General features: G+C 53.1%; 15 protein-coding genes and 2 tRNA genes. 7 read left to right on the top strand and 10 right to left on the bottom strand.

What is annotated here, in order from left to right; translation table 11 throughout:
* Positions 1–11: 11 nt before the first annotated feature.
* On the top strand, positions 12–1,322 hold the full coding sequence (locus D7D48_RS04470) for an alkaline phosphatase PhoX (RefSeq protein ID WP_125230146.1): 1,311 nt from the start codon (positions 12–14) through the stop codon (positions 1,320–1,322).
* A gap of 27 nt (positions 1,323–1,349) precedes the next feature.
* On the opposite strand, the gene D7D48_RS04465 is transcribed toward D7D48_RS04470, so the two are convergent.
* The 4 genes from D7D48_RS04465 to D7D48_RS04450 all read right to left on the bottom strand — a co-directional run bounded on the left by D7D48_RS04465 (position 1,350) and on the right by D7D48_RS04450 (position 6,949).
* Positions 1,350–2,423: a glycosyltransferase family 4 protein gene (locus tag D7D48_RS04465; RefSeq protein WP_125230145.1), complete on the bottom strand. Its 1,074-nt coding sequence runs from the start codon at positions 2,421–2,423 to the stop codon at positions 1,350–1,352.
* Positions 2,420–3,298, bottom strand: coding sequence for a UDP-2,3-diacylglucosamine diphosphatase (locus D7D48_RS04460; RefSeq protein ID WP_245964331.1), 879 nt, complete (start codon positions 3,296–3,298; stop codon positions 2,420–2,422). The genes D7D48_RS04465 and D7D48_RS04460 overlap by 4 nt, the downstream gene beginning before the upstream one ends.
* Positions 3,299–3,401: 103 nt before the next feature.
* Entirely contained in the window at positions 3,402–4,736 is a 1,335-nt protein-coding gene (locus D7D48_RS04455) for an alkaline phosphatase family protein (RefSeq protein ID WP_125230143.1), read from the bottom strand.
* Positions 4,736–6,949: a TonB-dependent receptor gene (locus tag D7D48_RS04450; RefSeq protein WP_125230142.1), complete on the bottom strand. Its 2,214-nt coding sequence runs from the start codon at positions 6,947–6,949 to the stop codon at positions 4,736–4,738. Before D7D48_RS04450 ends, D7D48_RS04455 begins: the two co-directional genes overlap by 1 nt.
* 220 nt (positions 6,950–7,169) lie before the next feature.
* On the opposite strand from D7D48_RS04450, the gene D7D48_RS04445 reads away from it, so the two are divergent.
* Complete coding sequence (locus D7D48_RS04445; RefSeq protein WP_185739778.1) at positions 7,170–7,550, top strand: tetratricopeptide repeat protein; 381 nt, start codon at positions 7,170–7,172, stop codon at positions 7,548–7,550.
* Positions 7,551–8,047: 497 nt separating this feature from the next.
* The gene (locus D7D48_RS04440) at positions 8,048–9,559 is read left to right on the top strand and encodes a GspE/PulE family protein (RefSeq protein ID WP_425452542.1); all 1,512 of its coding nucleotides are present in this window, start codon (positions 8,048–8,050) and stop codon (positions 9,557–9,559) included.
* A gap of 362 nt (positions 9,560–9,921) precedes the next feature.
* On the opposite strand, the gene D7D48_RS04435 is transcribed toward D7D48_RS04440, so the two are convergent.
* Positions 9,922–9,998 (bottom strand) — tRNA-Pro (locus D7D48_RS04435).
* Positions 9,999–10,063: 65 nt separating this feature from the next.
* Positions 10,064–10,140: transfer RNA gene (locus D7D48_RS04430), tRNA-Ile, on the bottom strand.
* Between the two features lie 279 nt (positions 10,141–10,419).
* Between D7D48_RS04430 and D7D48_RS04425 the strand changes: the two genes are divergently transcribed.
* Complete coding sequence (locus D7D48_RS04425) at positions 10,420–10,896, top strand: Lrp/AsnC family transcriptional regulator (RefSeq protein WP_125230139.1); 477 nt, start codon at positions 10,420–10,422, stop codon at positions 10,894–10,896.
* A 46-nt stretch (positions 10,897–10,942) separates the two neighbouring features.
* Here the strand turns inward: D7D48_RS04425 and D7D48_RS04420 are convergent, their stop codons facing one another.
* Positions 10,943–12,268: a hypothetical protein gene (locus D7D48_RS04420; protein WP_125230138.1), complete on the bottom strand. Its 1,326-nt coding sequence runs from the start codon at positions 12,266–12,268 to the stop codon at positions 10,943–10,945.
* A gap of 128 nt (positions 12,269–12,396) precedes the next feature.
* Here D7D48_RS04420 and D7D48_RS04415 point away from each other — a divergent pair, with 128 nt between their 5' ends.
* A complete protein-coding gene (locus D7D48_RS04415) occupies positions 12,397–13,092 on the top strand; it encodes an SDR family NAD(P)-dependent oxidoreductase (RefSeq protein ID WP_125230137.1) in 696 nt (231 codons plus the stop codon).
* Between the two features lie 127 nt (positions 13,093–13,219).
* Positions 13,220–15,952: a DNA gyrase subunit A gene (gyrA, locus tag D7D48_RS04410; protein WP_125230136.1), complete on the top strand. Its 2,733-nt coding sequence runs from the start codon at positions 13,220–13,222 to the stop codon at positions 15,950–15,952.
* Positions 15,953–16,051: 99 nt separating this feature from the next.
* Here the strand turns inward: gyrA and D7D48_RS04405 are convergent, their stop codons facing one another.
* Both D7D48_RS04405 and D7D48_RS04400 read right to left on the bottom strand, forming a co-directional pair.
* A complete protein-coding gene (locus D7D48_RS04405) occupies positions 16,052–16,735 on the bottom strand; it encodes a lysoplasmalogenase (protein WP_125230135.1) in 684 nt (227 codons plus the stop codon).
* Positions 16,713–17,567 carry an NAD(P)H-hydrate dehydratase gene (locus D7D48_RS04400; protein ID WP_185739777.1) on the bottom strand — a complete coding sequence of 285 codons (855 nt, stop codon included), beginning with the start codon at positions 17,565–17,567 and terminating at the stop codon, positions 16,713–16,715. Before D7D48_RS04400 ends, D7D48_RS04405 begins: the two co-directional genes overlap by 23 nt.
* 58 nt (positions 17,568–17,625) lie before the next feature.
* Between D7D48_RS04400 and trmFO the strand changes: the two genes are divergently transcribed.
* Positions 17,626–18,963, top strand: a complete 1,338-nt coding sequence (trmFO, locus tag D7D48_RS04395) for a methylenetetrahydrofolate--tRNA-(uracil(54)-C(5))-methyltransferase (FADH(2)-oxidizing) TrmFO (protein ID WP_125230133.1) — start codon at positions 17,626–17,628, stop codon at positions 18,961–18,963.
* A gap of 9 nt (positions 18,964–18,972) precedes the next feature.
* On the opposite strand, the gene D7D48_RS04390 is transcribed toward trmFO, so the two are convergent.
* On the bottom strand, positions 18,973–19,437 hold the full coding sequence (locus D7D48_RS04390; protein WP_125230132.1) for an EF-hand domain-containing protein: 465 nt from the start codon (positions 19,435–19,437) through the stop codon (positions 18,973–18,975).
* Position 19,438: the final 1 nt, after the last annotated feature.

Below are 19,438 nucleotides of genomic sequence, written 5' to 3'. Positions count from 1 at the left end.
GAGCAAAAGCCATGTCTGCTGATCGCCGCCATTTTCTCCGTGCAACAGGGGCGGCGTTCGCTGCACTGGCTGCAAGCGGATGCGTGCGTGCGCCGCTGTCCGGCATAGCCAGCGATAAAGTAGTTGGTTACGGCGATCTCATATCTGACCCCGCTGGCATGCTCGACTTGCCCCCCGGGTTTTCCTACCGCGTGATTTCCAGCCTTGGCGACGCTATGACCGACGGCGGATCCGTGCCCGACAAGGCCGATGGTATGGGCTGTTTTGATTTGCGGAATGGCAAATGGGCGCTTGTCCGTAACCACGAACTTAGCCCCGGTAACGATAGCGGCGGTGCAACGGGACTAGCCTATGATACAGTGGCGCGGTCGATGGTTCCGCTTCCTGGCGGCACAACGACGATCATCTTGGACGCCAATACGTTGGCGGTCGAACGGCAGTATCGGTCATTGTCCGGCACGATCCGGAATTGTGCGGGCGGGGTTACGCCATGGGGTAGCTGGCTGTCGTGCGAAGAAAATGTCAGTAGGGCGGATGGCCGTATCAACAAAGACCATGGCTATGTGTTCGAAGTTCCAGCCGATTCACCTGGACCTGTTGATCCCGTTCCGTTGAAAGCCATGGGCCGGTTCAATCACGAGGCTGCTGCGGTCGATCCCGCCACTGGGATTGTTTATCTGACGGAAGATCGTAGTGACAGTCTCTTCTATCGCTTTATCCCGACGCGTACGGGCAAACTTGCAGCTGGCGGCCGCCTGCAAGCGCTCGCGCTGGAAAACGCGCGCGATACCCGCAACTGGTCCGCCATCACCGTGACAGGCGGTTCTTGGTTGCCCGTCCGGTGGATTGATGTCGACGATGTCGAAGCACCGAACGACGATTTGCGTATTCGTGGAGCCGCTGCCGGTGGGTCATTATTTGCGCGCGGCGAAGGCATCTGGATGGGTAGCGGCGAGCTGTATTTTGCCTGCACAAATGGGGGTGCTGCAAAATTGGGCCAGATTTTCCGGCTGAAGCCCGGCCGCACGCAAGATCAGTTGCAATTGTTTTTCGAAAGCACTGATCCTGAACAGTTTAATTATGGCGACAACCTCACCGTTGCACCAAATGGGCATCTCATTGTGTGCGAGGACCAATATACCGATGACGCCGTAAACTATCTGCGCGGCGTCGATACCGATGGTGTCGCCTACCCGCTGGGACGACTGAGGATGAAAACGGAGCTGGCAGGCGCTTGCTACGCACCGGACGGGCGGACTTTGTTTCTCAATATCTACAGCCCGACGCGGACTCTTGCTATCACCGGCCCATGGCGGGCATGAGACGCGTCATAGTTTAGCACACTTTCATTACGCCGCGGTGGCTTGTCGTTGTTCGCGGGTATTTATAAAGGCGTCCTCAACTCCGGCAACAAACTGGTCGGTGCATGCATCCCAGCAGAATTGTGCGCCATATTGTGCTGCGCTCGCCCTGCTCATTTTAAGCGATTGATTGATAGCCGTAACAAGGTTTTCATGAAGGCACCCGACAGGTTCTGATAACCTCCCGTCGGGGCTGCGCCCATCGACGCCCAAAATGTCGATTGGGCCGGGAACAGGATAGCCGGCAACCGGTAAACCACAGGCGAGGGCTTCGACGATGACGAGCCCGAATGTGTCTGTCTTGCTTGGAAAAACAAACAAGTCGGCCGACGCATATATGCTGGCAAGTTCTGCGCCGCGCTTCGTCCCCAAGAATAAGGCATCTGGGTATTGCGCCTCCAGTCCGGCGCGCGCCGGGCCATCACCGACGATAACTTTCGTGCCCGCGACGTCTGCATCCAAAAAAGCTTTCAGGTTCTTTTCAACGGCGACGCGACCAACTGACAATAAAACGGGTTTCGGAAGATTGGCAATTTGCGGGTGCATCGCGTGTCGGGGATGAAAAAGTCCGTGATCTATCCCGCGCGACCAGAGCCGCGTACTCTCGATACCACGAGAATGTAGTTCGTTACGCAGGCTTTGCGTCGCCGTCAGCACAGCGTGGGAACGGCTATGGAATTTCCGCATTATCGGCCAAATGGCGTTTGACGAAAACGGCGTCCGTTCCGCCACATAGTCGGGAAATCTCGTATGAAAGGCGGTCGTGAACGGAATATGGTGTTTTATGCACCATGCCCGTGCGCTCCAACCAATTGGCCCCTCAGTCACGATGTGAACGATGTCTGGGTTAAAGCTGTGTAGCGCCTTTCGAAGGCCAAAACGGGGCGCAAGCGCCAGCCTTATTTCCGAATATCCGGGGCAAGGGATGGTGGTAAAACGGTCGGGCGCAACAACTTCTACCTCAAAGCCCCGCGCCGTCAGTCGGCTGACGGTTTCCGTCATGGTGCGGACCACGCCATTGACCTGCGGCAACCAAGCGTCCGTTGCTATGGCAAGCCTCACGCTGTGGCCATCGCTGACTTCGCGGATTTTGCCCGCACATGCGCGGCCCAGTCGATTATCGACATCGTGCCATCTTTCGCCTCGGTGAGTGCTGTGCAACTTTCGACCCAATCACCGTCATTGTAATAAGTGATATCGCCGAACTGCCGTATCTCGGCACAATGGATGTGGCCGCAGACGACACCTTGCACTCCCCGCATCGATGCCTCGCGCGCGACGACTTCTTCATATTGCCCAACATATTGAACAGCGTTTTTGACCCGCTTTTTCAGATAGGATGACAGCGACCAATAGGGCAGGTTAAAACGGCGCCGTACGGCGTTCAAAATGACATTTGCCTTAAGCAACAACGTATATGCCTGATCGCCGAGAAACGCCAGCCACCGGGCGTAAAGAACAATACCGTCAAACGCGTCACCGTGCGTTATAAGTAATGCCCGCCCGTCTGCTGTGGTATGAATGGCCTCCAACTGCACTTCGATGCCACCGAAAGTTAGGCCAGCATAATCACGGAACATTTCGTCATGATTGCCGGGTATATAAATAACGCGCGTACCGCGGTGGGCCATTTTAAGTAGCCGACGGATGACCTCGTTATGTTGGTCAGGCCAATACCATCCCTTGCGCAGCCGCCAGCCATCAACGATGTCACCGACCAGATATAATGTTTCGCATTCGACCGAATGCAGAAAATCGCTCAGTAGCCCTGCCTGACAACCTGCAGTGCCCAGATGGACATCGGATATCCATACCGTCCGCAGGCGCATTTTGGGTTGAAAACTTCTAGGCTCCGGCTTTTCGAACCAGGTTGGAAGATTTCCCGATGCGGCAGGGCGTTCCGACAGTAGATTATCGCTCAACTTCGCAGTGGTCATATTATCCATCCCCCATAACTCAACTAAGACTTAGACCTTGAGTTGGTCGTGCAAATGGCAGCAGGATGACAGATTTTTTGCCATTCAAATTTGTTGCATGTAATTATCGCACTGCCACCATTTCTGCATCCGGCAGCGTAATGCCCATTGCTTTTGCAAGTGTCGGCGCAATCGCACGCATATCGATTTCGCCAAGGTTTCGTCCATTTGCAATGTCTTTGCCCATCATCATGAAGCTTGATAGCATTAGCGGGCTATGGGGAAAGTACCCGTGCATTCCCTTGCTTGTTGACCTGCTCACCAAGGGGGCAGACGGCCCCTTGAAACCACCCGCATAGGCATTTGGGCTAAAGCTAATATAAAAGCTAGCTTCCGGATTTCCCCCAAGACGCGCTATTTCAGGTCGCTCGGCGATTTCCGTGATGCAGTTTTTTGGGTCTTTCTGGAGTCCAGCAAGCAGATGGGCCACCCGGGTTTTCAACGCTGCGTCGGCTGGACGGGCCAAAACGATGGCAGACGATCCGCCTGAATTCCACGGACTAGCTTCCCAACTATTGATTTTGCCGTTGCTGTCGAGCACGATCAGTCCGGCATCGATGAACGCGCGGTACAGGTTTATTTCAGTGTCGACCTTGGAAAAGCCATGGTCGGATACAACGGCGATGACGCTATCGGGGTGGGATGCCATCTGCGCGGCAACAATCTGCCCAACCACCTTATCAATTCGAGCGAGAACATTATAGGCTGCGGCGGTGTCCGGACCTTTTTCATGCTGCTCATGATCGAGAGCAGTAAGATAAACCGTTGTGAAATATGGTTTTTCGCGGGAAATGAGAGCAGATGCAAAGCGACCACGGGTTTCATCAGCCTCAATGCTTTCATCAATGCCGGGCGCATAGCTACCAAGATCAGTTTCAAGCGATTCAATAAGGTCCGGCGTAGCCAGTGCCTTTAGCAGCTTTGCGTCATCCTTGTGACCGGTGCGCCAAATCTGCGGGATGTTCCACGTAACATTTTTTGCTTGAACACTGATCGGCCAATGTACATTTGCCGAACTCAGTCCCGCCTTTGCAGCAGCATCCCACAAGGTCGGGACCTTCAAGTCGGTGGCGTACCAATACCAACCGTTTTGGTTGATCTGCATTGGGTCGAAACTGTTATTACCGACTATCCCATGCTTTGCAGGGCCAACGCCAGTCAACAAAGTTGCATGGCTCGGATAGGTAACAGTCGGAAGAACGCCCTTTACCCGTTCAGCATACGTGCCATTTGTGATGAATCGTTTGAGGTTGGGAACCTGTATTCCGCGCTCCTCAGACTTCAAAAGGTCCGCTGGCTGCAAACCATCAATCGAGATCAGCAGCACCGGCTCGGCCGATGCCGCCGATGGCAGCGCGCTCACGAGGAGCGCGCTGCCAATCAGCAAAGCAGATTTCATTAGAAGCCCGCCTTCAACGTCACAAATAATTGGCGCGGAGAGCCTGCAAGTAAGGTTTGATTGTCGCCGCTGTTGCCGAAGCCGTTTGAACCAATGGTTGCGACATAATCATTGCCGAACAGGTTTGTGGCGTTCAACTGCAGTTCAAGCGGGGTGCGAAGCCCCGCATCAAAGCGATAACCGGCGGTGGCATCAACAAGGACACGGCCGGGTACGGAGCGGTCGTTCAAATAGTTGAAGTAACGCCTGCTCATATAGTTGGCACCGATGCGTCCAAAAAATGCGTCGCTGTCATAAGCGATTTCGCCGCGCAGGAGATGTTTTGGCGTATCGACTACGTCTTTGCCCTTGGTGGCAATAACTGCGGTCGGGGTAATGACGTTGTCACGATATGTTGCGCCAGTGTAGCTGTATGACGCAAATAGTGTCATGCCGCCGCCCAAGCGTAAATCGCCGGCTGCCTCAAAGCCGATCGAGCGGACGCTGCCGACATTTTGAAGAATGGCCGGATTGCCCACAATGCCTGCACCAGTTTGTACACCAAGCAGACGATTGCGGAAATTGACATAATAAACGCCGATAACGCCATTGAAAATATTGTCATTATAGCGTGCGCCAAGTTCAAAGGTATCTGAGCTTTCTGGTTTGAGGCCGCGGGCAATCAAGGCATTGAAGCCAGCTTGCGTCGTGGAAAATGGTCCGCTTGTTGCCGATGACACAAACGCGCGGGTAACTTGCGTGAAGCCGCCGAAGAGTTCAGTCTTATCGGTCAGCTTGTATGCAACACCGGCATGCGGCTGGAACCAGTCTTGCGACTTGATTTTACCGGCTGCCAAAGAACCCTGAATGCGTGGATCAGATTCATTGTTAACCTGAAACCCCTTCCATCCGAGGTTGATTGTCAGATCGCCAAGATTGATTTTGTCCTGCACATAATATTGCAACGTATCAGTATTGAAATCGAACAACCACTGCGTGAAAAATGGGTTGCGCAGGAACTTACTGTGGTCAAGGCCAGGATTGGTATTGCTCTCATAGGCATAAAAACGACGCGCTTGCGTGAAATCATTATGCTCGTACCACCCACCAAGAGTGACTTCATGATCACCAACTTGAGCGTTAAGCGAGCTGAATACGCCGCCACGCTGAATGTCATATTCTGTCGTGCGCGCTGACATTGGCACGCCATTCGGGCTTGCAACATAAGGTGTACCCCACGTGCCTTGACCGGTGTTGTCGTGATAATATGCCTTGATCTTGAAGGTTACCCCATCGACCAGCGGCGCGGTGAGCCCGTAAGCAGCAAGCGTGTCTTTGCGGAGACCAGACGCATCATAATAACTGTCATCGAGGTTATTGATGGGTGCAACGAACACGCCACGTGCCGCGGCGATCGCTTTGGCATAGTCGGGAAAGTAGTTGTCATGGTCATACCCAAGGCGATTGATCATCTCGAGCGATAGATCTTGATAATCCTGCTCTGCACGGTCGGAGTAAGAGAAATAGGCGTCAAATTCCGCATCACCCACTGGAATAACTGCCTTGGCGTTTAAATGCATGCTGCGCTGTTCGCCGCCGCCCTTCCATTTGTCGGCATTGTGATACACGCCGGAAAGAAACCCCCGCATACCGCCAGCTTCACCAAAATTGATGCGGCCAAACGCGCGCATTGTGTTTGACGAACCATATGTCAGGTTGGCGTCGACGCCGAAACCATCGGTTACATCAGCCGAGAAAAACTCGAGGGTTCCACCAAGGTTGTTGGTAGCTTGCGTGCCGATTGATCCCGATCCCTGCGAAACTCGAGTAACACCGATATTTTCGGAAATGATGGCGCGGCCGATATGCAACCCGTTGTTGTTACCATAGCTTGAATCACCCAACGGGATGCCATCAAGCGTATAACCGAGTTGGTTCTGGTTAAAGCCGCGGATCGACACCCGACTTGACCATTCATATGTGCCAAACGGGTCGGCAGATTGGAAATTGACACTTGGCAGCTTCTCAATCGCTTTCAACGGACTTGTGCCCGGGGCGAGTATTAGAAACTCTTGGCTGGATACCTCTTGTACTTGGCGTGTTTCGCCTTTGCCAAATACAATGATTTCGGTTTCATCGGAGCCGGTGCTGATCGGCGCAATATTCTGTTGTGCCATAACCGGCCCGGATCCGGCCGCGACTCCGACTAAAAGCACCACTGTTATCTTACGCATTTTTTTACCTTCCCTGCATAGGTTTACAGCGCGGAATTAGGGAAGATCGGTGGCACTTTGATGCACTTACTGCGCTACTTTGATAGAAGTTATGTGTCTGGAATATTTCTAGATTTGAATGACAATTTTTCGCTTTTTGAAAAATGGCAAATATATTACAAATATATTGCAGTGGTGTCATATAAGTGTAACATTCAAAGGAGAGATGAGGAGAGATGCTATGAAACTGAAAGTTATTGGTGCTTTGATTGCCACCTTGGTCGGCGGAACTTCCTACGCGCAGGAGCCGGCTACTAGTGAAGTAGTTTATCCCGTAGGATCGATCGGTTACGAAGCGCTCGTGCGTGGTGATAATGAGCGCGCCATCACTGACATTCTCGGAAGTGAGAAAATCAGCCGCCACGACCCTGCCAAGCTTCTCAACCTTGGGCGGGCTTACGCACGCACCGGTCGAACAGAAGAGGCGGCGACTTTGTTCAAGGCTGCTTTGCATAGCCGTGATAATGTCGAACTGGTACTTGCCGACGGTCGTGTAATGAATTCTAAGGATGCGGCAAAGATGGCTTATGCCGGTTTACAAACGCGGATGGCGTCGCGCTGATTTAAATTCACCGAATTACTGCACAAATTAAAACGGGGTGGGCAATGTGCCTGCCCTTTTTTTTGTGGGGTTGTAAAGAACAGACGTTGATAAACTACGCGGCGCCATATCATTGACGCAAAATATTCTCCTAACTGCAATATAATAAACATCACCATGTCACAGATCATTTCTATTCGCACCGTAGACGACAGGTAACTTATTATCTGGACCGTCGCAGCTACCTATTACGGGAAGTTTATATGTGTTGCGGAAAATAAGCATGCCAGACCAAAAATTGTGCAGGATCATTTGTTCTACAGCAGCCGCTGTACGGATACCCGGTTCTAGCAGACGTCGGACCGAATGACGTTGCCGTTAGTACTACGAGCCAAGCTTAGCGTCCGACAATCGATAGCGGATTGCAACGTGCGGACGTTCCACCCCGTAATATTTTGAAAATAAATGGGCGGCCAGTGATAGTTCGTCGAGGCGACGCGAGTGTTGCTGACCCAGCGATCGTTGACGGAGGAGCCGCAGCAAGGGCGCCAACTCCCCCATTGATTGATCTGCCTCAAAGCTTTGCGAAAACCTATGGGATAGTTCTGCGAAATGTAAATGAAAGTGGGATGGTAGTTGCCATGCGGGAGGGAGCCGACCCCCTGACGCTGCTACGAGTCCTCAGGTATTTTGCGATCCCCGCCGATGTCGAAATCGCCGATAGCGTAACATTTGACCGTTATTTGTCCGATCAATATGCAATGGATGGCTCGGCTTCCGCCATGGTCGAAACAATTACCGCGGGCAATAGCGACTTATTTTCTGATATGTTGCCCGGCGCAGACGATCTGCCCCATAGTGCTAATGATACCCTCGTGATCAGGCTAATCTACGGCATCATTGCGGAAGCTGTGCGGCAGGGCGCGTCCAACATCCATGTCGAACCTTATGAAACAGGCTTGGTCGTTCGGACGCGTACTGATGGTATTTTGAAGCAGTGCCTGCGTTTACCCGCCAATATCGTGCCTATGATCGTTCGCCGCATCAAAGTCATGGCACGGCTCGACATCGCTGAGCATCGAATTCCACAAGATGGACGGATTGGGCTGACGCTTGCCGGAAAGCTGGTCGACGTGCACGTTTCGACATTGCCTAGCCGCGCTGGAGAGCGGATAGTGCTGTGTATAGTGAACGAGGAAAGTGCAAATATTCCCCTTGAGCTGCCGGGGATGTCGGCAGACACACTGAGGACATTGCGAGATGCGCTCTCCGAGCCGAATGGCGTCATTCTGGTAACTGGCCCAACTGGGTCAGGGACAACCACAACGCTATATGCTGGGTTGAAGGGTCTGAATGACGGAACCCGAAACATACTGACAGTCGAAGATCCCATTGAACATCCCGTGGAAGGGATCGGTCAGACGGAGGTTAGTGCCAATCTAGGCGTGACTTTTGTAAACGGTTTGCGCGCCATACTACTGCAGGATCCAGATGTGGTTATGGTCAGTGAAATTCGGAACAGTGAAACGGCACGAGTCGCTTTCCAAGCAGCTTTGACTGGACATTTGGTGCTAACCACTATGCACGCGAATGACGCCGTCGGGGCGATTACAGGTATCCGTGATATGAAGGTTGAGCCGTTTCTGCTCGCGTCGACGCTGCGCGCCGTGATCGCGCAAAGGTTAGTCCGCCGCCTCTGCTCATCGTGTCGAGAAATTATTCAAGCGGACGGTAATGCGGCATCCTTGCTCGGGCTCGACAAGGGTACAGCAATGTACCAGGCCGTTGGTTGTGGCGAATGTGATAATACTGGATTTCAGGGACTAATTGGCGTTTTTGAGGCCGTGCGGGTGGATGCCACCATCCGTCGTCTTATTAACGACGGTGGCGACGAAGCTATTTTGGCGCGGCACGCATTCATAAATAAGCCAAATCTGAGTTCAGCGGCTCGTAAGCTTGTCCTCGCCGGTTATACCACCGCACAAGAGGCAATCCGGATTTCACGTCGCGAAGATATCGCCAATGTCTGAATGGCCTCCAGAAGATTACACTTGTTACTCAAGAACAGCATTTTTTGGCCGACAATAGACATCCGTCAGCTTGCACCTGACCGACCGTTTTTGATCAGGCTGGCCACAAGCAGACCGTCCGCTCACGGCCCAATTGCAGCCGCTGTTCGTGTTAGTGCCGCACGGCGACGCAAACGACCCCACTCGACCGCCCGCTTTTTATGACGAGACGTATGCGTTTTCGGTTTCGTGCGGCGTTCCCGAACTCAAATAAGGTAAGCCGAGGACGCAACGCAGCGTCGCGCGGTGATTGCTATGTGCTTGCTGAAAAACATGCCTGATCAGAAATAAGGCTGATGCAGAGCGTAAGTAACTGAAAAAAATGGTCGGGGAGACAGGATTCGAACCTGCGACCCTCTGGTCCCAAACCAGATGCGCTACCAGGCTGCGCTACTCCCCGACATGGGATCACTGGTATAACAATGTCCTCGCGGCTGGCTGCCTGCCAACTTCGCGATGCGAAACTGGTGGGCCCGGAGGGACTCGAACCCCCGACCTAGCCGTTATGAGCGGCCAGCTCTAACCAACTGAGCTACAGGCCCTAACCGGCTCGCCAACTACCTGCGCGCCGATAGCCGAACTTTAGCAGAATGCGCAAGTCCTTATCTGACATAAACCATGTAAATTTGAAAAGGAAAGCATAGTGTCAAAATGCGCCAATCTTAGAAAGAGGCTATAAACGCCCACAAGATACATGTTCCCCGGGGCAATACACCCCCTATAAATGCATCTATTGGCGAGCATGACGATATGGGACAATTGCAATGCAGCATAATTATATTATAAGCATTGGGCAAAATAGAAATGGAAATTACCAAATCATGGCTAATACGAACCTTGATGCGATAGATATGAAGCTTTTGGCCGAATTGCAGGCTGATGGTCGCATTACCAATGTTGAGCTCGCTACAAAGGTTGGTCTGACCGCACCTCCCTGTTTACGCCGTATGCGTGCGCTCGAACAATCGGGGACGATAAAATCCTACCATGCCGATGTAGACGCTAGCGCATTAGGGTATACTATTACCGTTTTCGCAATGGTCAGCCTCAAAAGCCAGGCCGAGGATGACCTTAAAGCGTTCGAACAACATGTCCGCGCATTACCAGATGTGCGCGAGTGCCATATGCTTAATGGCGAAATAGATTTTATTCTGAAGATTGTAGCGCGTGACCTTCAGTCATTTCAGGAATTTCTGACCTCTAACCTTACGTCGGCGCCTAATGTGAGCAGCGTCAAAACATCTTTAACGATCCGCACAGCGAAAGACGAACCCGGCGTGCCTATTCCCCAGGCATAAAAAAGGGCCCGGTTACGCGGACCCTTTTCCATTTATGTATCAAAGCTTAGGTTGCTGGTACTGCGGCAACAGTTGCCGCCGCGGCATTTGCGCGATGGTTGATAAACATCAACCAATATTCGGCTATTGCCTTACGGTTTGCGCCTTTGATCATCGCGAAGTCCGCCCTCGCCCCTTCATGATCACCAAGCATAGCCTTTGACATGGCAAGACGGAAGCGCGTGCGCTCGGTCTGGTCACCGCCATCCTTGTCTAAAATGGGCGCTTTGCTCAACGCAGATTCATACAATTCCTTCGCTGTTTTGTAATCCTTGTGCGAGAAAAAGGAGTCGCCAGTAAGCGAGGCCAACATGCCCCTCGGGCTAGCCTTGGCGGGTGCAACTGTTCCAGCCAGTGTACGCGTATCTTCTGCAAGCCGCGCCTTCGCTTCATTATACCGCTCACTGAACGTCACATTGTTGCGCGAAATTACCCCCTTGGCAAAGCCTTCATCCAGCAAAGAAACTGCCTCTGCCGGGTAACGCACCCCGATATAGCTAAGGCTGTCGAGATATGCGGCATATTCTTGTTGGAAGCGAAGACCATCGGTGGCGCGCATCAAACGCATGATGTCGAGTGTTTCTTCTGGATTGAAATCACGCGAGCGGTCAAAAAATGCGAGCGCATCATGCCAGTAATCAGGATTATTTTCCGCTATGATCAAGTCTTTGTAAAAATTGGCCGCACCTGCGTAATTCTTCGCCTTAGCCGAAAGTATTGCGGCACGTACGATATAGGTTTTGTTCACAGAACCAGCGGCCTTGCTAGCATCAATTGCCCTGCTAATCCATGAGACTGCATCTGCATCTTTGCTCTGTTGCGACATGGCATTGGAAATCAGAAATTCTATATTATTGCCGCGATGCCCCAAGTTATAGGCGTCGACCATATGTTTTTCGGCGTCTGCAAATCGCTTACCATCATATGCGATGGCGCCCTTACGAAACGTATATTCTTTCTTCAAATCGGCCGGGGTGGAGGCTGAAGCAATCAACAAATCAATGCCCTGCTCCTGAAACGCCAAATCCTTCAACGGCGCGCCAATATTTATGGCCAATATGCCCGCTTCATAACGATCATCGTCATTGCCAATAGCCGCGACAACCTTAGGAAATTCTGCTTTAGCTGCTGCAGCGTTTTTTGCTTTGTTCAACAAATCCGACACAGGCATATAAGCGGCAATAAATGGTTTTGAGTAATTTCTCTTAGGGGCGACCGCTTCCTTACCCTTTTTTTCCTTCTTGGGCTTTTCATTGGACTGCGCAAATGCAGCAGGAGCGGCTGAAACCGCTACCAACGACAAAGCGAGGGCAAATTTTGAAACCAATTTCATGTAACTCTCCGCAAATTAATAAGCCTTGGGCATGCTAAAGCTTAGTTTATAGAAGCTTGCTATCGTCAGTGCAATTACCATAGCGCGATTGAATATATTTCCGATGAACGAACCGGAGCAAAAAACAAGTGGGTGATCGCAGTGCAGTAATTATCGGAGCGCGTGGCGGCATTGGCGCGGCGCTGGCAAATGCTTTGGAACAAGATCCAAATTATGCGCAGGTTATCCGGCTGCATCGCGAGAGCGCCCCGCCCTGTGATATAAGCGATGAGGCGAGTATCGCGGCAGCCGCAGCAAGCCTAATGACCACATATCCGCCGATAGACTTGGTCATTGTTGCAACTGGGCTGCTGCATTCGACAAGTAAAGGTCCAGAAAAGAGCCTTCGCGAGCTTGATCCGGACTGGATGATGGAAAACTTTCGCATCAACGCGGTTGGCCCAGCGCTCGTTGCGAAACATTTCTTGCCGATCATGGCCAAGCAAGGTCCTATCTGCTTTGCGGCCTTGTCTGCGCGGGTGGGCAGCATCTCCGACAATCGCTTGGGTGGATGGCATAGCTATCGTGCGTCTAAATCCGCACTGAATATGTTTATCCGTAATATCGCGATCGAATGGCAGCGCAAAAATTCGCAATCCGTTGTTGTCGGTCTGCATCCTGGCACTGTCGAGACGGCACTTAGCGCCCCATTTAAGGGCAATCCTGCGCATGAACGCCTCACCCCAGCGCGGGCAGCACAGGACATGCTCAATGTGCTCCAGCGACTGAAACCTGAACAAAGCGGGCAAATTTTTGCTTATGATGGAAGCCTCATTACACCCTAATTTCCACCATAGCGTGAATCTGTGGATAAGCTGGTGAAAAGTGCGCAATTTGGCCAGTCACATGTGGCCATTTAGACCCATTGGGTCTAGGGTAACTTCATTATAAAAATATAAGGATTATCGCGGCGTGACCGACGACACAGTTACCTTGGACCCATCAGACATTTCACCCGTCGACATTGTCGATGAAATGAAGTCGAGCTATCTCGATTATGCAATGTCGGTCATTGTATCGCGCGCCCTTCCCGATGTGCGCGACGGTTTAAAGCCCGTTCACCGCCGGATTTTATTTGCCAGCCAAGAAGGTGGCTTTGTTGCTGGCCGTCCCTATCGCAAATCAGCAAAGATCGTCGGCGATGTGATGGGCAATTATCACCCGCATGGCGACAGCGCGATTTACGACGCACTGGCGCGCATGACTCAGGATTGGTCCATGCGCGTGCCATTGATCGATGGTCAAGGTAACTTCGGTTCGATGGACCCTGATCCCCCCGCATCGATGCGCTACACAGAGGCGCGGTTGAACAAGGTCGCCAATGCACTTTTGGATGATCTTGATAAGGACACGGTTGATTTCCAGCCCAATTATGACGGCAGCCGTGAAGAGCCACAGGTTCTCCCTGCCCGTTTCCCCAATCTGTTGGTTAATGGCGCTGGCGGTATCGCCGTAGGCATGGCGACCAACATCCCGCCGCACAATCTGGGCGAAGTGATCAAGGCATGCTTGGCCTACATCGATAATCCGGCGATTACGATCGACGAACTCATCGAAATCGTCCCTGCCCCTGATTTCCCCACTGGTCCGCTGATCCTTGGCACAGGCGGCGCACGTGCTGCTTATCGCGACGGCAAAGGCTCCATCATGCAACGCGCGCGGCATGAGATTGAAGAAGGAAAAGGCGACCGCCGCTCCATAGTCCTTACCAGTATTCCGTTTCAGGTCGGTAAATCCGCTCTAGTCGAAAAAATCGCCGAAGCCGCGAAGGACAAGCGGATTGAAGGCGTATCCGACATTCGCGATGAATCGAGCCGCAAGGGCGTGCGCATCGTCATCGACCTAAAGCGCGATGCGACGACAGACGTCGTTCTGAACCAATTGTGGCGCCACACGCAGGCGCAATCCAGCTTCCCAGCCAATATGCTTGCCATTCGTGGCGGCCGTCCCGAAGTCTTAAACCTGCGGGACATCATCGAATCTTTCATTCGTTTCCGTGAGGAAGTAATTACCCGCCGGACAAAGTTTGAACTGAACAAGGCGCGCGAACGCGCGCATTTGTTGCTTGGTCTCGTCGTTGCGGTCACCAATTTGGACGAAGTGGTGCGGATCATCCGTGGTTCCGCTAGCCCCGCCGAAGCCCGCGCAGCATTGATTGCGCGCAAATGGCCCATCGCCGAAATCGCATCCTACATCAAATTGGTGGAAGCCGTCGAAACCGAAATCACCGGCGACAGCTACCAATTGTCGGAACTGCAGGTTCGCGCCATTCTTGAATTGCGCCTACATCGCCTAACTGCCCTTGGCCGTGATGAGATTGGCAAGGAACTTCAAGGTCTTGCGGAAAACATCGCAGAATATCTCGCGATTTTGGGTGACCGCGTAAAGCTATATGCCGTGCTGCGTGAAGAACTGGTCGCTATTGACGCCGAATTCTCTACCCCGCGCCTATGCGAAATCACGGCAAGCTGGGATGGCTTGGACGACGAAGACCTCATGGAGCGTGAGGAAATGGTCGTGACCGTTACGCATGGTGGATACATCAAGCGCACCGCTTTAGCCACGTTCCGCGCACAAAACCGAGGCGGCAAGGGCCGCGCGGGCATGGCGACTAAAGATGAGGATGCTGTTACCGAATTGTTCGTAACCAGCACACATACACCCGTATTGTTCTTCTCCAATATCGGTAAGGTCTATCGCCTGAAAGTTTGGAAGCTTCCCGAAGGCGGCCCGTCAACACGCGGTCGGCCTATGGTCAACTTACTTCCATTGGGTGAAGGCGAAGTCATATCCAATGTTTTGACCTTGCCCGAGGATGAAGCCGAATGGGGCGGCCTCAGCGTCGTATTTGCCACAGCAAAGGGTTATGCCCGCCGCAACAGCATGGACGCTTTTGCCAATGTTCCCAGCAATGGTAAAATCGCAATGAAGTTCGAAGGCGATGATGCCGACGACAAGTTGATTGGCGTTGAATTGTTAAGCGCGGAGGATGATGTCCTGCTCGCTAGCCGCTATGGTAAGGCGATCCGCTTTGCCGCCGACGATATTCGCGAATTCCAAAGCCGTGCGTCGACGGGCGTGCGCGCCATGAAATTGGCAAAGGGTGACGAGGTTATATCACTTTCGATCCTCCAGCGCGTTGGTACCTTACCAGAAGAACGCGAGGATTATCTGCGTTTTGCCCCTTGGAAGCCCGAGAAGGAAGGCGAACCGACAATGTCCGCCGAACGAATCGCGGAAATGGCGGAACGTGAACAGTTCATCCTAACCGTGTGCGCCAATGGCTATGGCAAATTGTCATCCGCTTACGCCTATCGCCGCACCGGTCGCGGTGGCCAAGGCATCACAAATATCGACAATATTGAGCGTAACGGCCCCGTCGTAGCCAGCTTCCCCGCAACGAAGGGCGACCAGTTGATGCTCGTGACGGATCAGGCCAAGCTGATCCGCATGCCGCTCGACAGCTTGCGCGTATTGGGTCGCGGAACCGCTGGTGTGCGCTTGTTCAATGTTGGTGACAATGAACATGTGGTTGGCGCGGCCAAGATTGACGAGAGTGATGAGGATGACGCCGAAACCGCCAATGAAAATGCTACTGAAGGCGATGGCGAAGGCGCCGTAGCTGATACGCCGATAGCTGAGTAAAGCAAACTGCCGTCACCCAAAGGCTCGTTCTTAGGGTGACGGAAAGGCGGAGCTGACGGGAAACATCTTCTCTTATTTTTAAGCTGAATTCTTACCTGTTCAGTCGCGCTCTTCACCATCGGCAAAATGCCCGCGCTTTACTAATGTCTGCGCGACACCAACGGCAATCATCAGCACACCGAAATAATAGAGATACCAGATGGCGATGCCCGTCATGGTTGATCCCGCCAGCGGACCAAGCTCTGCAAAGATCAAAAGGTCGGAAACCACAAACAATATTGCCCCAAAACCGACGCGGTAACGCGGAAAATTACTACTCCATGCCATAGCCGCCATGGCGGCGAGGATGACGCTATACGCCGCCACTTGAATGCCTTCGTCTTGGGTAGGCGGAAGAAAATATGCAATAACTGGCGTGGCCAAAAATATTGTCGCGGCCAGCAACTTTTGGCTGAGCACCGGTTTGACGCGCCGGTGACGAAAATAGATGAGCATGGCTACCAAATGACCGACGGCAAATGCCAAGGCGCCTGCAACCATGCTGAGTTCAATCAACCCGTCACCAAGCGCGTAAAATGCCAGCATTATCGCCAACAAAATAAATTCACCCTGATGGTGGCGACGCAACGCAAATGGCACAAGTAGCCCGACTGCCGCCATTTTCCAGACCATGGCATATAACCCGCCATCAATCGGTAGGTACAACCATGTCGCAGGGAAGCTTATGCCAGCAATCAAGCTGCCGAGCAAATAGGGGCGTTTATGTGCAAGATCCTGAGCCATGTTTCTTTGCATCGTGCAAACACCCGCGCAAAACAAGCGGAATATGACCAATCATATTGTCCGCGGTTAGCCCAGGGCCGCCGCGTACGCCAATATCACCATGCAGCCATGCCCCCATGCAGGCCGCGTCAAACGCCGTCACCCCTTGCGCCATCAACCCACAAATCAGTCCGGTGAGCACATCACCCGATCCAGCTGTTGCCAGCCAAGGTGACGCATGGTGATTCACCAACATACGGCCATCAGGCGCAGCTACCCATGTTTCCGAACCTTTAAGCAGCACAACGCATTGCGCACGATCCGCCGCCCTACGCACGGCCTCCGCACGATTATCGGTCGATATGTCTGGAAAAAGGCTTCGGAACTCACCAATATGCGGCGTCATCACATCCGTCGGTCCGGTTACGCCGAACAAGCTGGCGGAGTTCCCCTCAAAAGCAGTCAGGGCATCCGCATCAAATATCGTAGGGACATTCCGGTCCAAGATTTGAAGAACAGCCTGCCGCACAGACGCCCCTGCCCCTGGACCAATGGCCAAAGCGGTAACGCGATCATCTACACAGGCTAAGGTCATATCCGCTTCGCGCAACATGATTGCGGTTACGTGCGCGGCGTGTTCAGCCAACGCAGGCCTTTCGCCTATAAGAGTTACCAAACCAGCCCCCACAGCCAATGCCGCTTGCGCACTGAGCCTAGACGCGCCTGTATGCAGGACCGGACCGCTCCACACCATCGCGTGCCCACGACTATATTTGTGTGCGTCAGATGGCGGCGGCACGAGCAATGGCCGCAAGATAGTCCCATCACTTGAAGAGTTAGGTGTAAATCCCATAGCCCATCTTGGCGCTTTTGCCTGTGCAGCGCCAAAGATTTTTGATAGCCGCGCCAACATGACCAAAAATTATGATGTGCAGATTATCGGTGGCGGCCTCGCGGGATGCGAAGCCGCGTGGCAATTGGCGCAACGCGGTATCCGTGTGCGGCTATCGGAAATGCGTGGCTCAGGGGACATGACGCCCGCCCATCAAACAGATGGCTTGGCTGAACTGGTATGTTCCAACAGTTTCCGGTCAGATGACGCCGAAAATAATGCCGTTGGCCTGTTGCATCAGGAAATGCGTGATTTGGGTTCGCTGATTATGCAGGCAGCTGAAGTCGCCAAAGTACCAGCGGGCTCCGCCCTGGCCGTCGATCGCGATGTGTTTTCTGAAACAGTCACAAAACAGCTTGAGAACAACAGCAACATTGAAATCGTGCGCGAACGCGTGGACGTCATTCCATCCGACCGCCCCGTGATTGTCGCCACTGGCCCGCTGACGGCGACAAATCTCGCCGAAAGCATCATGGCCAAGACCGGTGAGGACCGCCTCGCTTTCTTCGATGCAATTGCACCCATTGTCTATCATGACAGCATTGACATGGACATTGCATGGTATGCCTCACGCTGGGACAAGGGCGATGGCAAGGATTATATCAACTGCCCGATGGATGAGGCGCAATATCGTGCCTTTCATCAAGGTTTGCTGGACTCAGATAAAGCGGAGTTCAAGGAATGGGAAACCAACACGCCCTATTTCGAAGGCTGCATGCCGATTGAGGTCATGGCATCGCGTGGATTAGACACGCTGCGCTTTGGCCCTATGAAGCCAGTTGGCCTCGACAACCCCAGAACAGGCCGTTGGGCACATGCCGTTGTGCAATTGCGGCAGGATAATAAGCAAGGCACTTTGTGGAACATGGTCGGCTTTCAAACAAAGATGAAGCACGGCGCACAGGTCGAACTACTCCGCACTATTCCGGGCCTCGAAAAAGCTGAATTTGCGCGGCTTGGTGGCTTGCACCGTAACACCTTCATCCGCTCGCCCATATTATTGGATCGTCAGCTACGGTTGAAATCTGCGCCGCATATCCGCTTTGCAGGACAGATCACCGGCTGCGAAGGCTATGTGGAGAGCAGTGCGGTCGGTTTGATGGCTGGCATTATGACGGCCGCGGAGTTGGCCGGACGCTCAATTACAGCACCACCATCGACCACCGCACTTGGTGCATTGCTTGGCCATATCACGGGCGACGCGCTGGCCGACGATTATCAGCCAATGAACATTAATTTTGGCCTGTTCGCTCCGTTGGACGAGAAAGTGCACAAGAAATCGCGCAAGGCCGCGATGACAGGCAGGGCGCGGACAGATTTAAGCAGCTGGATCGCCGCCCAAGCCATCGCAGCCTAGGAACAGGCTCTAGCAACGGCACCCAGGCTTTGCCGTTATTTTAGGACGGGTTTTTGCAAATTCCTTGCGTGTTAAAAGCTGATCTTTGTTACCATCAGCACTCGCAAAGCGCTGCCCCGTGGCGGCGGCCCATTCCTCAAACGTCAGCAAATTATTCCCATCTCTGTCCAGCGCCTTGAACGCCTTGGTGCGGCTGCCCATCATTTCAAGGCGAGAAATAAGCTCATCCTTGTTGCGGTCATAACGGTTGAACCGCATTTCCTCGCGACTGGCTTTGGGTGCCTCTGGCGGGGTAGGTGGCGCGGGACCAAAGGCTGGCGCATCGGTCCCTGCTTCCGGCAGCTTGTCGGAAATGACTTCAGGCGGTGGCGGCGCAGGAATCAGCTGCGGTTGATAGGCCATGCTTTGCCAGACCAATAATCCCCCGCCCGCCATGAGTAAGGCAGCAACACCACCAATTAAGATACGCTGCATT

The organism is Sphingorhabdus wooponensis, assembly GCF_003933235.1.
GTDB classification, from domain to species: domain Bacteria; phylum Pseudomonadota; class Alphaproteobacteria; order Sphingomonadales; family Sphingomonadaceae; genus Sphingorhabdus_B; species Sphingorhabdus_B wooponensis.
This window is presented reverse-complemented; position numbering and strand designations above follow the sequence as displayed.